This is a genomic window from Paenibacillus sp. TY11 (genome assembly GCF_059772165.1).
In genome coordinates this window covers 25645-38898 of the sequence record NZ_JCBAIQ010000027.1, presented here as the reverse complement: position 1 = coordinate 38898, position 13254 = coordinate 25645, and the positions used below count along the sequence as shown (strand labels likewise).

The window sequence follows — 13254 nt, the reverse complement described above, 5'->3', positions numbered from 1 at the left end:
ATGTTGAAAATCGGCGGTATTGAAATGAAGAACCAAGTCGTCTTGGCTCCGATGGCAGGCGTGTGCAATCCTGCTTTCCGCCTGATCGCCAAGGAATTCGGTACAGGACTGGTATGTGCAGAAATGGTTAGTGATAAGGCGATCATTCACGGCAATAAGCGTACGCGCGAAATGCTGTTTGTGGATGAGCGTGAGAAGCCGCTTAGCTTGCAAATTTTCGGGGGAGACCGTGAATCTTTGGTGGAAGCGGCGAAAGTTGTAGATCAGGAGACGAATGCAGATATTATTGATATCAATATGGGCTGCCCGGTTCCCAAAGTGACCAAATGTGATGCAGGTGCCCGTTGGCTGCTCGATCCAAACAAGATTTATGAAATGGTATCGGCGGTAGTGGAATCGGTAAGCAAGCCGGTTACCGTGAAGATGCGTATTGGTTGGGATAGCGAGCATATTTATGCCGTAGAGAACGCTCGCGCTGTTGAACGTGCCGGAGGTCAGGCCGTCAGCGTACATGGCCGTACACGGGAGCAACTGTATACGGGACATGCGAATTGGGATATTATAAAGGAAGTTAAAGAAGCAGTTTCCATTCCTGTAATTGGAAATGGTGATGTGGCATCACCGGAAGATGCCCGCCGCATGCTGGATTTGACCAATTGTGATGGCGTTATGATCGGACGCGGCGCTCTGGGGAATCCGTGGATGCTGTACCGTACGATTGAGTACTTGCAAACGGGTGAGCTGTTGCCCGATCCTTCACCGGAAGAAAAAATCCGTATTGCGATTCTGCATATGGATCGTCTGGTGGCATTGAAGGGCGAAGCAGTAGCTGTCCGTGAAATGCGCAAGCATCTGGCTTGGTACCTCAAGGGACTTAAAGGTTCTGCACGTATTAAGGATGTAATTATGGAAGAAACGAAGCGCGACGATATGGTACGTATTTTGGATCAATTTGTATCTCAATTACACATGGTAGAAAACGACGAGCCTTCTACAAGTGTTGCTGTTGCGCAATAAGGAAGCTGTTCCGGCCTGCGCACGCGATTGACTTTTCCAATTGCTTGCCCTATAATCGTTCAGTATAAAATCTTGATGTATGCTACAAATTTATGCAGCTCTCAAGACAACAGTAGGAAATGTTCTCATTCCCTCAGAGTGGCATATTATGTTTTGAAAGCGTGCATTCCGATGCACTTTTAAACTTTTCCCATGACAGGAGAATCGGTTAAGATGAGCGATAAAGAAGTCATTCTGACACAGGAAGGCCTTAGAAAGCTCGAAGATGAGCTTGAGAACTTAAAGTCTGTCAAACGCCGCGAAGTGGCGGAACGGATTAAGGTAGCCATCGGATACGGAGATATTAGTGAAAACTCCGAATATGAGGATGCGAAGAATGAGCAGGCCTTTATTGAAGGCCGTGTAATTACGTTGGAAAAGATGCTACGCAATGCCCGCATTATCAATAGCGATGAAATTGACACCGATGTTGTGGGAGTAGGCGCAACCGTGACCGTTGAAGATCTGGAATTCGGAGATATTACAGAGTATGCTATCGTAGGTTCCGCTGAATCCGATCCGCTTCAGAACAAGATTTCGAATGAAAGTCCGGTTGGCAAAGCAATTCTCGGTAAGAAAAAGGGAACTGTCGTGGATGTCACCGTTCCAGCAGGCGTTATTCAATATAAAATCGTGGATATCAAGAAATAAGACACGGACTTTGGAATTTAATGTAAAAGCTTCCTTGTGGAAGCTTTTTTTCTCTACACCCGGACGGACCCCGGCCCGTCTATTCATATTGAAGGAGCTGATTTAGCACCATGTCGGATGAAACTACTAACCAGGAATCACAGGAAAATCGCGAGGAATTAAGTGAACTATTGCAAATTCGTCGTGCCAAATTGGACGAGCTTCGCTCATTGGGCATTGATCCTTTTGGACGCAAATACATACGCACGGCTGAAGCTGGCGTACTCCTGAGCAAGTATGACAGTTTGACTAAGGAAGAACTGGAAGAAAAGAACATTGAAGTCAGCATTGCAGGCCGTATTATGGCCAAACGGGTTATGGGGAAAGCCAGCTTTGCTCATATACAGGATCTTAGCGGACGTATTCAAATTTATGTTCGTCAAGACACTGTACCTGAGACAAAATATAAAGCATTTGGTATTTTGGATCTCGGCGATATCGTTGGTGTTAAGGGTGTGCTCTTTAAGACCAAAACAGGTGAAACTACGATCAAAGTGCTGGATATTGAGGTCTTGTCCAAATCCTTGTATCCATTACCGGAGAAATACCATGGTCTGAAGGATGTTGAATTACGTTACCGTCAGCGTTATGTCGATCTGGTTATGAACCCTGAAGTACAAAAAACGTTCATTACACGATCCCGTATTATTCAATCCATGCGTCGTTATCTGGATTCGCTCGGTTATTTGGAAGTTGAGACCCCAACATTGCATTCCATTGCCGGCGGGGCAGCGGCGAAGCCATTTATTACGCACCATAATGCATTGGACATGCAGCTTTATATGCGTATTGCTATTGAACTCCATTTGAAACGACTAATTGTCGGCGGAATGGAGAAAGTATATGAGATCGGGCGTGTTTACCGTAATGAAGGTATTTCGACCCGCCATAACCCTGAGTTTACGATGATTGAGCTGTATGAAGCGTATGCTGACTATCAAGATATCATGCAATTAACGGAAAACATGGTTGCACATATTGCGCAGGAAGTACTTGGCACACAGCACATTCAATATCAAGGCCAGGAAGTGGATCTGACGCCGCAATGGCGCAGAGTCTCCATGGTTGATGCTGTTAAAGAAGTAACGGGTGTGGACTTTAGCGTGCAAATGAGTAATGAAGAAGCTCATCGCCTTGCGAAAGAGCATAAAGTTCCGGTTGAACCGCATATGACATTTGGACATATCCTGAATGCTTTCTTTGAGCAGTTTGTAGAGGAAACGCTCATTCAGCCAACCTTTATTACTGGACATCCGGTTGAAATCTCGCCGTTGGCGAAGAAAAATGAACAAGATCCACGTTTTACGGATCGCTTTGAATTATTTGTTGTCGCTCGTGAGCATGCTAATGCGTTCACTGAGCTGAATGATCCAATTGACCAGCGTCAACGTTTTGAAGCACAATTGCTGGAACGTGAGCATGGCAATGACGAGGCTCATGAAATGGATGATGATTTTATCCGCGCCTTGGAATACGGTATGCCGCCAACAGGCGGACTGGGTATCGGCATCGATCGTTTGGTCATGTTGCTGACAGATGCGCCTTCCATTCGTGATGTGCTGCTTTTCCCGCATATGCGTAACCGTACAGTAGAATAATATAACATTATGAATATAGAGGATCAGCCGGGCTTCCCGTGTCTTGTTCCTCTTTTTCATAAGAACGGATGGAGAGAATACTTCTAATGAAACGCAGCGTCAAGCTTGCCCGGTTTGCATCGCCTCCTTTTATATTGGTTATCGGATATTTGCTGATTATTGCATTGGGCACCTTGCTGCTGATGCTTCCTATTTCCAATCATAGTGGACATGCTCCGCATTGGATTGATTCGCTGTTTACGTCCGTTTCCGCTGCTTGTGTCACCGGTTTAGTCGTGGTGGACGTCAATTCAACCTATACGATGTTTGGTGAAACCGTCATTATGGTACTGATGCAGCTAGGTGGGCTGGGTTTTATGACCTTGGCGACCTTGTTTGCATTGTTAATGGGGCGACGGTTGTCGTTGAAGGATCGGCTGCTGCTTAAGGAAGCTATTAATGCCGATAGCATGGAAGGGATCGTTCGCATTATTCGCAAGGTGTTGATCTTTTCTTTTACCATTGAGGCGATTGCTGCTGTCATCTTAGCTTTACGGTGGATGCGAGAGATGCCTGTAGGACAAGCGATATATTATGGAATATTTCATTCCGTATCGCTCTTTAATAACGGGGGATTTGATCTGTTCGGGACCAGCTTCCAGCAGTACGCTGGGGATTTTGTTTTCAATATGATTGCAACTGTGCTCGTTATATCGGGTGGATTGGGTTTCCTTGTACTAAGCGATCTGTTCGATTTTCGCCGTACCCGGAGACTGACTCTACACTCTAAAATGGTGCTAAGCGTGTCAGGGGCGCTCATTGTGATTGGTACGCTGGTTATATTTATTTTTGAGTTTACCAATGCACGAACCCTGGGTGCGCTGAACGGGGAAGGCAAAGTATATGCAGCTGTCTTTCAATCCGTCTCCACGAGATCATCGGGAACGACCACAGTCGACATCAGCGGGTTGAGGCAGGCAAGTCAGTTTTTTATTATGTTGCTGATGATTATCGGTGCTTCTCCGGGCTCCACTGGAGGAGGAATTAAAACGACCACGTTTCTGCTTATGGTAGGTGCGTTAATCGCCGTCATGCGAGGACAGAAGGAAATTGTGTTTTTCCGTCATAGGGTTCCTAAAGATATCATGATGCGGGCGCTGACCATTATTGTACTGGCACTATTTATATTCTCGATTGTGGTTATACTGCTTTTAATGACAGAGGATGCCCCATTTCTCTCCCTTGCATTTGAGGCGGCTTCCGCAATCGGAACGGTAGGGTTGTCCGTAGGAGTGACGCCAGGACTGTCTGACGCAGGCAAGCTGATCATTTGTGTGACCATGTTTATTGGTCGAATTGGTCCTCTTACGATTGCCTATGCCATTCGTCCACGCTCGACCAAGACGTTGTATCGTCGTCCCGAAGGGCATATTGTAATTGGATAGCTTATAGTATAAAAAGATGTACCCGTGCTGATTGACATGGGTGCATCTTTTTTTATTTCACATTAATCATAATCCTTTATTTATGGCATATCATAAAAAATGTCCAATTTGAGAGTAAGAGATAATGGCCTAAACAGATACTTTTTTTTGCAGAAAAAAAGGCTATTTGTTTCCTTTTATGTAATTATAGACAAAATACTAGGAATATTATGTATAATATTGTATGATAGTGGGCGTGAAAGGGGGATAGCTGAGGGGAATACCAATTTCTAATTTGAAAGGAATCATCCATTATGTATTTATTTATCATTAGTGCTGAAGTTTTATTCTGGGTTTTTGTTGTTTTAGGATTGATCGCAAGGTATATGTTTGGTTTGAAAAAATTAGGTGGTCTTCTTTTACTATTTACTCCTATTATTGATATCCTGTTACTGATTGCAGTGTTCATCACGGTGAGAAGCGGCATGGAGATTACGACTGCTACTGGCCTGGCGGCCTGTTATTTTGGCATTACGGTAGCATTTGGTCACAGGTTAATTAAATGGGCAGATGTGCGGTTCTCTCATTGGTTTGGTAAGGGGCCGAAGCCCGAACGCAAGTATGGTGCTGCGCATGCAAAAGAGGAACGGACGGGTTGGTTGCTTCACCTCCTGGGCTGGGCCATCGGCAACGCTTTGCTGCTCGCCATCATTGTGTATGTAGATGATCCGCAACGTACGGTTTCTTTGGAAGGCATTATGAAAACATGGGCGATCGTTCTGGGAATCGACTTTATTGTCTCCTTTAGCTATACCTTGTCTCCAAAGAAACAATAAGGCGTAGCTTAGGGGTATAAGGCTTCACACTTGGATGAAATCAGGCTGGTCACTCAGGATGTTCAAATCGGGAGAGTCATTGATGAGGAAAATGAAGGTGTTACTTCCGGTAGTTGGGTGAGCCCATCATTGTTGTGGGAATATTTACAAAAATATGTGAATTTTATATTTAACTCGCTTTGACAGTCACCTCATTTTTGCCTCTCTATCTTTTTCAAACGCATGGATTCCTTCCGATTTGAACACAGACCAACAGAAGCAACACAGCTATTTTTCGTGAGCTGACAGACAGCGTGCATGGTGTGTTCTCCAGACCTTTGTAAGAAGGATCGTTGTAAGACGACTTTGCTGGTCTAGGTTGGGTTTATCATAGTTGTTTAGCTTTGGATGCGGTGTCATTGACGCTAGTATAGTTACGATCTTCTTTACACGAATGATAAGGGCCCAGCGTATGTTGTTGCTGGGTATGGCAGGACAAGCTATCGTATGGAGGCGCTTGGATCTCGAAGGAATTGGGCTCGTGATTACAGCCGAACTCATCTGCGGAATAGTGTCCTGCCAATTCTCACAAATTTTTAAAATGAATTCTTGTAATTTGCCTAAAACGTCGCTTGTCTAAGTTTGGCAATTAACGAGATAATATTCCAGGAAAGATTACATATGTCTATAAATGTAGACATACGCAAATAAGTCGATTTTTTGTTTAAAAATGTAAAATAAGAAAGGTGGTTTCTGTGGCAGCACTGCTGAGCGGTAAAAATATTTTGATTATGGGCGTGGCTAATAACAGGAGTATTGCCTGGGGGACAGCTCAATCTTTAGCTGCTGAAGGAGCAAAGCTCATTTTTACTTATGAAAATGAGCGGGTTGCAGAGAGGGTGCTAAAGCTCGTTGAAACGATTCCGGGGTCCATTGTCTGTCCTTGTAATGTACAAAGCGATGAAGAGCTTGATGCACTGGCGGATTTTTTAAAAGAAAAAGTAGGCATCTTGCACGGCTATTTTCACAGTGTTGCCTATGCTAAGGCTGAGGATTTGGATGGCTTGTTCGTCGACACTTCTCGCGAGGGATTCGCCATTGCTCAAGAAATCAGTGCCTACTCTCTGGCCGCTGTTTCCCAACGAGTATACCCGATGATGACGGAGGGTGGAAGTATCGTTACCATGACGTATATTGGCGCAGAACGAGCAATCAAGAATTACAACATTATGGGTGTGGCGAAGGCTTCACTGGAAGCCAGCATGCGCTATCTGTCGAACGATCTGGGAACTTATGGAATTCGTGTGAATGCGATTTCCGCTGGTCCCATACGAACTTTGGCCGCCTATGGCATTAAGGATTTTAGCACAATGCTAAAGCATATTGAAGAGACTACGCCTCTACGCAAGACGGTCGATACGTCCGAAGTCGGAGATACGGCGTTATTCCTATTTTCCCATTTATCGAGAGGCATTACGGGTGAAGTTATCCATGTAGATGCTGGGTACCATATTACGGGGATGTAAGGAGGGAACGTTGTGCTTATTACGCATACGGATTGCCGTATTATCTCACCTGAAGGAATTATGACTAGGGAGCGTCTGGAGCGAGACGTTACGATCTTCTCCCGGATGTTGACGCTCAGAGGAATTCCCGAAGACGGTAGAGTGATTCTGAAAGCGGCCAATTCCTATTGGTTTGTTGTGTCTCTGTTCTCCCTGTGCAATATTGCTGTTTCGGTGACTGTGGTGGACGAGCAGACTGTGCTCGATGAGGTGGCCCAAATCTATGATGAAGCGGGTGCCTGTTGCATCCTTACGGATTCCGATTTAGAACTTCCTCATGCTCTCGTTATTCTGATTCAAGATCTGATTCAAGAAGAAGCAGTACACCCGGATTGGGTGGGAGAGCCAAAGCTTGAAGCCCTCGACTTTAACAAGTGGTGCGAGAGGTCAGATGCGCTCATTCTGTATTCTTCAGGTACGACGGGAAAACCGAAGGGAATCGTGAAAGCTGGTTCAGCTTTTATGGAGAATATCAGGCATTCCATACACGCCATGAACTACCTACCGTCTGACCATATGCTCCCCGTTGTGCCTTTTTCTCATTTTTATGGAATCTCACTTATCTTCTCCTGGTGGTTAACCTCATGTTCTCTCATCATCTGCAATCCAAAAAACCTCTGGAGCGTCATTGCAAGTATTACGAAAGACCGGGCGACGGTCGTAGACGCTAACCCCTCTGCTTTTTACACCTTGTTGCGTATGCTAAACCGAAAACCCGAACAACTGCAAATGGTCAAGGAAGCTCCGGTGCGCATGTGGTGCGTAGGCGGTTCCCCACTTACCCAAGACCTTGAAGAGAAATTTAACAACATATTTGGACAGCCCCTGCTGAATGGTTACGGCCTTTCTGAACTGGGCAACGTTACGCTGGGGACGCTAGAGTGTCCAAAGGGTTGTGGCCTACCATTACCTGGTGTGGATCTGAAAATACTAGATTCTACAGGCAACCAGCAGGCGGACGGTATCGTAGGCGAAGTGTGGATACGCAGTACTGGATGCATGGAAGGTTATCTAAATCGTCCAGACCTGACGCAATCCGTTCTACAGGATGGCTGGTTCAAGACGGGGGATCTGGGCTATCTGGATGATGGAATGCTGTATGTCATTGGTCGCAGCGGTAAGACGGTCAATCGGATGGGCTACATGGTATCTCCGGTCTATATTGAGGACCGGATTGGTTCGATAGGTTACCGATCCTGCGTGATCACCTTGGAGGATGAGGCTAAAGGGACATTGCTTGTTGCATTCATCGAAGGCGAATCCTCGCAAGCCTTGTCTGTACTCCGCAAAGAAATAAATCGTGTACTCCCTTCATACATGTTTCCCGATCTTTTGCTTCCACTCGACCATTTTCCTTTAAATCGTAATGGAAAAGTAGATCGTCTGGAGATGGAGCGTATTGCCCTGGAGAAAGTTGCTTCTCGCAAAGTATAGCAAAATATTTACCAAAACCGCATATAGGAAAGGGAGAATGTGCCATGAGTATAAATCCAGAATTGGCAGGAAACACACTGTTTTTGGAAAGGCATGAATCTATTCTGAAGTGCCTCAATTATTTGATTGAAAATCGGCAGGAAGTGATGGATATTCTCACGCAATTTTCATCCTATCGGGCCGCCAATGCAGAAATTGATTCCACGATCCTCACACTCCAAGGTGCTTTGCAAGAAGTGCAGACCTATCAGCCAAGCTGGCAGCGTTCTATGGCGGTATTTATGCCTTCCAACGTTATTTTGTACTCCTATGCATTATACCTGTTGATTCCGTCCTTGTACGTTGAGAATATAGACTTTCGTCCTTCTTCTCACGTAAACGAGTACGTCAACATGCTGCATGAAAAGCTCCAGGCTGTACATGGATTACCCATCTATATTCGTAAGGTTAGCCAGAGAGTTTTCATGGAAAATTCGGTTATGCCAGCTGATATTGTGGTGTTCACTGGAAGCTATACCAATGCGGAGAAGATCAAAAAACAAATCCGAAAAGACCAGCTCTATATCTTCTACGGACAAGGGATCAATCCTTTCATCATCGGCCCCGATGCCGATCTGGAGCTGGCGGTTACCGATGTGATCCGAATGAGATTGTTCAACTCTGGACAGGACTGCCTGGGACCGGACATCATTCTGGTACATCAAGATGTGACGGAAAATTTTAAAAACTTGCTGATTCAACGGCTTGACCAACTCGTGTTTGGAGCCAACAATGATCCGAATGCGAACTACTCCCCTATTTTCTATAAAGACGCGCTGAACTCGGTTTCTGAATATTTTAATACGAACGATAAGTTTATTATTTACGGCGGTGGCATTGATTTTCGTACGAAAAAGATGGAGCCAACGGTTGTATATAGCGAACTAGATCAGGATTTGGAGATTATTGAGTATTTTTCACCGGTCTTCAACGTGGTTAGCTACCGAGACGACGAGCAGCTGATCAAGCGTATTTCCTCCAGTTATTTCAGTGAACGGGCAATGGGCTGCAGCTTATACGGGTCAGAGCATCTGGCGGATGTCCTGCGAAAGAAGCACACGCTGACCATTAATCAGACGCTTGAGGATGTGGATCAGGGCAATAAGCCCTTTGGTGGCTATGGCACGATGTCGAACTATATTTTTTACGATTTTAAGGTCGTTTCGAAGCCGATTTTGATTTCAGAAATTGTCGCAGAATATTTGTCGGAAAAGAGGAGTTTGGTATGACTTCGAGCTTATTCCCCTGGGATGCTATCATTGGCTACTTACAATCGGCTGGGGTTCGGCATCTCTTTGGCTTACCAAGTGATGATCTCAAAATTGTATCGTCACTCCCCTCGTCCGGTATGGATTTTATTCTGTGCAAAGATCAACGTAATGCGGTGTTCATGGCAGCAGGCTATGCGCTCACAACCAACCAGATGTCCGTATGTGTTGTGGGTAAAGGACCTGCGCTCAGTAATACACTCACAGGGCTGCTGGAAGCCAAAAACCTGGGCGCTCCGCTCCTGCTTCTGGCGCTTGGTACCGGAGGAGACAAGCTGGGTACCCGATCCTTTCAGGAAGCCGATCAAATCTCACTCGTGAAGCCGCTCGTAAAATGGGCTTATCGTGTCGAGCATGTGGATCGGCTTGTATGGGCGATGGAGCGGGCTGCCTTTTTGGCCATCAATGGAGCCCCAGGTCCTGTCTATATTGAACTGCCCGAAAATCTGATGGACCAGCCTGTGCCGACAGTACTTCAATTTACCCCACCAGAAAAGCTGTCGTGCTCTCCGTCTCGTCGGGAGTTGGATGCATCGTGGGGAATTATTGAGAACGCCCGCAGGCCACTCATTCTAGTCGGAGGCGGAATGAAGTCAGGTACAGGTGATGTGATTGAGCGGTTTGCTAACCAACATGGAGCGGCCTTGTTCGCAACCGCCTCGGGACGGGGTGTAGTTAATGAAGACCACGAACTCTTCTGTGGTGTTGCGGGACTCTATACGGATCTTAGTCTAAGACAAATCTGGAAGGAATCTGATGTGGTAATCACACTGGGCAGTCGATTGGAAGAAACGGCTACTTTCGAGTGGGATATTTTGCTACAGGATACACCTTTGATTCAAGTCAATGTAAATCTCGAGGATTTTGCACACGAATACAGGGGTATCAAGGTGCTTGGTGATGGATATGAAGCGGTGGAGCAGTGGCTTGAACGGCGCGGTCAGGAGCCTGATGGAGTGTGGCTTGAAACAATTAGGAGTTGTAAACAGGAGGCTTTTTCTCACAGGGCTATTTATCTGGAGGAGTTGAAAAAGACCCCTGGAATCCACGTTCCTGAGCTGTTGGACATGATTCAGACGGAGTTCCCTGAAAATCTGGTGCTTCTTCAAGAGAATGGATTGCAGGATATGTGGTCCTATTTTTATCCATATTTTCGCTTTGCCCACGGTTCTCTCTCGATTGTTCCTAGTGATCAAACGAGTCTTGGATTCGGTGCGGCTGCTGCTCTGGGAGCAAGCGTGGCAACACAACGTCCAGTAGTAGCACTCGTAGGTGACGGTGCGTTCAATCTCTTCTGTTCGGATTTTATGACGGCGGTGGAGTATCAAATACCGTTAATCTATCTCGTACTCAATAATGGTGGGTATGGTTGGTTACAGAATCAGATGAATTATAAGCATCTCACAGGGCAGTCCCTCCCGTTTGTTTCTGAGGCGGCCAAGACAGGAATTCAAATTCCTCAGTACGAGTTTGTGGAAAGCCTTGCAATTCGGAGTAAGGGAGAGGCACGGGAACAGCTTCAGCTTGCTTGGCAAAAGTATCAGGAGAACAAGCTTGTGGTCGTCGAGGTATATGCTGATCTTGCGGATGTGCATGAAAAAATCAGTCATGTGTATGGCGACTTTCCTCTCTACGAGCAACAGGCTTCTAAGAATTAATTTCAACGAAGGACGTGGATACAGTGAGAAGACGTGTTGTAGTGACTGGACAGGGAGTCGTAACGCCGGTCGGGCTTAATCTTACGGATTTCTGGAATTCACTGTTGGAAGGAAAAAGTGGAATCGGACCTGTCACTGCTTTCGATACAGCGGACATTCCGACAAAGATCGGTGCACAGGTTACGGGCTTTGACCCATTGCAATATATGAGCAAGAAGGAAGCTAACAAAGTCGCACAGTTCACTCAGTTTGCTTTGGCGGCTGCCCGGCAGGCAATGGAGCAATCAAAATTAGTGATTGATGAGCGGAATGCAAGTCGCGTGGGGGTTATTGTCGGCTCTGGAGCAGGCGGCCTCGACGTTATAGAGGAGAACTATGGGAAATTAACAAAGCTTGGTCCCAAAAGAGTTTCTCCTTATTTTGTTTCCTCGATGATGATTAATTCAGCACCTGGTGAAATCTCCATTGCTATTGGAGCCAAGGGGCCTTCTTTTGCTGTGGTTACGGCTTGTGCCACAGGAAGTAATGCCATTGGTGAGGCATTACGTACGATCCAGTACGGCACGGCTGATGTCGTGGTTGCCGGTGGAGCAGAAGCCAATTTTAGTCAGCTTGATCTGGCATCTTTTGCGAATATCCATGCTCTCTCCAGGCGTAATGAAGAGCCGCAGAAGGCCAGTCGTCCGTTTGATGTGGATCGCGATGGCTTCGTCATCGGTGGAGGAGCAGGAGTCTTGGTGCTGGAGGAGTTGGAGTATGCTTTGAACCGCGGAGCCACCATTCTGGCCGAAGTTGTGGGTTACGGATGCACAACTGATGCGTATCATATCACGGCTCCAGATCCCTCTGGCTCCGGCCCGGCAGAAGCGATCAACATCGCACTGCAGGATGGCGGCTTAACACCGCAGGAAATCGACTATGTCAATGCCCACGGTACGAGTACGCCATTTAATGATCGTATGGAGATTAATGCTATTCAAAAAGTATTCGGGGAGCATGCCCCCCATTTGGCGATATCGTCTATTAAATCCATGACTGGCCATTTAATGGGCGGCGCAGGGGCAGTCGAATTAATTGCAACTGTGCAGAGTGTGATTCACAGCAAAGTACCACCGACACTCAATTGCGATAATCCTGAAGCTCCTGAATTGAATTTTGTGCCGCATGTATATCAGGAACGCGAGGTCCGCGCGGCGATTAGCAATTCATTTGGTTTCGGAGGGCACAACGTCTGCCTTGCTGTTCGCAAGTGGGAAGGGGAATAAGCCTGTGAGCGAAGAGCTAATCCATATCCCGGATGTGCTTCCGCACCGGTACCCATTTCTTCTGTTGGATGGCGTGACCGGGTACGAAACGTCGCAATGGGCGAAGGGATACAAGCTTGTCACCTGGAGTGAGTGGTTCATTACTGACACTAACCCATACATGCCTCCTATGTTGATTGTGGAGTCGCTTGCACAATTAGCGGCATTCGCTGCGATTGATAAAAAGGGTATTTCATACCTGACTAACCTCAATGGAATTCGATTCCACAGCTTGGCCAAGCCTGGGGACCGAATTGATCTCTATTTTGAAGTGATCAAGCGTCGGCGGGGCTATATTCTCGGAAGCGGTCGGGCTTCCGTAGGGGATCGATTGGTGGTTGAGGCGGAAGAAGTTGTTTCACTGGATCAATGACGGGGTGGAAGCGCACGTTTAAACGGTCCTTTTGTCCTCCTGACTGCCAGG

At 46.4% G+C, this 13254-nt stretch carries 11 protein-coding genes; all 11 read left to right on the top strand.

Annotation, left to right across the window (positions count from 1 at the left end; genetic code table 11):
* The 11 genes from dusB to AC6EJC_RS23215 all read left to right on the top strand — a co-directional run bounded on the left by dusB (position 1) and on the right by AC6EJC_RS23215 (position 13203).
* On the top strand, positions 1 to 1017 hold the full coding sequence (gene dusB / locus AC6EJC_RS23265; protein ID WP_444956007.1) for a tRNA dihydrouridine synthase DusB: 1017 nt from the start codon (positions 1 to 3) through the stop codon (positions 1015 to 1017).
* A 213-nt stretch (positions 1018 to 1230) separates the two neighbouring features.
* A complete protein-coding gene (greA, locus tag AC6EJC_RS23260; protein ID WP_013308160.1) occupies positions 1231 to 1707 on the top strand; it encodes a transcription elongation factor GreA in 477 nt (158 codons plus the stop codon).
* Between the two features lie 110 nt (positions 1708 to 1817).
* Entirely contained in the window at positions 1818 to 3344 is a 1527-nt protein-coding gene (gene lysS, locus AC6EJC_RS23255; protein ID WP_444956006.1) for a lysine--tRNA ligase, read from the top strand.
* 86 nt (positions 3345 to 3430) lie between these two features.
* Entirely contained in the window at positions 3431 to 4768 is a 1338-nt protein-coding gene (locus AC6EJC_RS23250) for a TrkH family potassium uptake protein (RefSeq protein ID WP_444956005.1), read from the top strand.
* Positions 4769 to 5061: 293 nt separating this feature from the next.
* Complete coding sequence (locus tag AC6EJC_RS23245; protein ID WP_444956004.1) at positions 5062 to 5583, top strand: hypothetical protein; 522 nt, start codon at positions 5062 to 5064, stop codon at positions 5581 to 5583.
* Positions 5584 to 6317: 734 nt separating this feature from the next.
* Positions 6318 to 7088 carry an enoyl-ACP reductase FabI gene (fabI, locus tag AC6EJC_RS23240; RefSeq protein ID WP_444956003.1) on the top strand — a complete coding sequence of 257 codons (771 nt, stop codon included), beginning with the start codon at positions 6318 to 6320 and terminating at the stop codon, positions 7086 to 7088.
* 12 nt (positions 7089 to 7100) lie between these two features.
* On the top strand, positions 7101 to 8561 hold the full coding sequence (locus AC6EJC_RS23235; protein WP_444956002.1) for a class I adenylate-forming enzyme family protein: 1461 nt from the start codon (positions 7101 to 7103) through the stop codon (positions 8559 to 8561).
* Between the two features lie 44 nt (positions 8562 to 8605).
* On the top strand, positions 8606 to 9829 hold the full coding sequence (locus tag AC6EJC_RS23230; protein WP_444956001.1) for an aldehyde dehydrogenase family protein: 1224 nt from the start codon (positions 8606 to 8608) through the stop codon (positions 9827 to 9829).
* Positions 9826 to 11526 carry a thiamine pyrophosphate-binding protein gene (locus tag AC6EJC_RS23225; RefSeq protein WP_444956000.1) on the top strand — a complete coding sequence of 567 codons (1701 nt, stop codon included), beginning with the start codon at positions 9826 to 9828 and terminating at the stop codon, positions 11524 to 11526. The genes AC6EJC_RS23230 and AC6EJC_RS23225 overlap by 4 nt, the downstream gene beginning before the upstream one ends.
* A gap of 23 nt (positions 11527 to 11549) precedes the next feature.
* On the top strand, positions 11550 to 12791 hold the full coding sequence (fabF, locus tag AC6EJC_RS23220) for a beta-ketoacyl-ACP synthase II (protein WP_444955999.1): 1242 nt from the start codon (positions 11550 to 11552) through the stop codon (positions 12789 to 12791).
* Positions 12792 to 12795: 4 nt separating this feature from the next.
* Positions 12796 to 13203, top strand: a complete 408-nt coding sequence (locus AC6EJC_RS23215; RefSeq protein WP_444955998.1) for a 3-hydroxyacyl-ACP dehydratase FabZ family protein — start codon at positions 12796 to 12798, stop codon at positions 13201 to 13203.
* The last annotated feature ends 51 nt before the right edge of the window (positions 13204 to 13254 follow it).

Excerpts from the sequence above, each read along its gene's own strand:
- dusB (WP_444956007.1), top strand. The coding sequence starts at position 1 with ATGTTGAAAATCGGCGGTATTGAAATGAAGAACCAAGTCGTCTTGGCT.
- greA (WP_013308160.1), top strand. The coding sequence starts at position 1,231 with ATGAGCGATAAAGAAGTCATTCTGACACAGGAAGGCCTTAGAAAGCTC.
- AC6EJC_RS23225 (WP_444956000.1), top strand. The coding sequence starts at position 9,826 with ATGACTTCGAGCTTATTCCCCTGGGATGCTATCATTGGCTACTTACAA.
- AC6EJC_RS23230 (WP_444956001.1), top strand. The coding sequence starts at position 8,606 with ATGAGTATAAATCCAGAATTGGCAGGAAACACACTGTTTTTGGAAAGG.
- lysS (WP_444956006.1), top strand. The coding sequence starts at position 1,818 with ATGTCGGATGAAACTACTAACCAGGAATCACAGGAAAATCGCGAGGAA.
- AC6EJC_RS23250 (WP_444956005.1), top strand. The coding sequence starts at position 3,431 with ATGAAACGCAGCGTCAAGCTTGCCCGGTTTGCATCGCCTCCTTTTATA.
- AC6EJC_RS23245 (WP_444956004.1), top strand. The coding sequence starts at position 5,062 with ATGTATTTATTTATCATTAGTGCTGAAGTTTTATTCTGGGTTTTTGTT.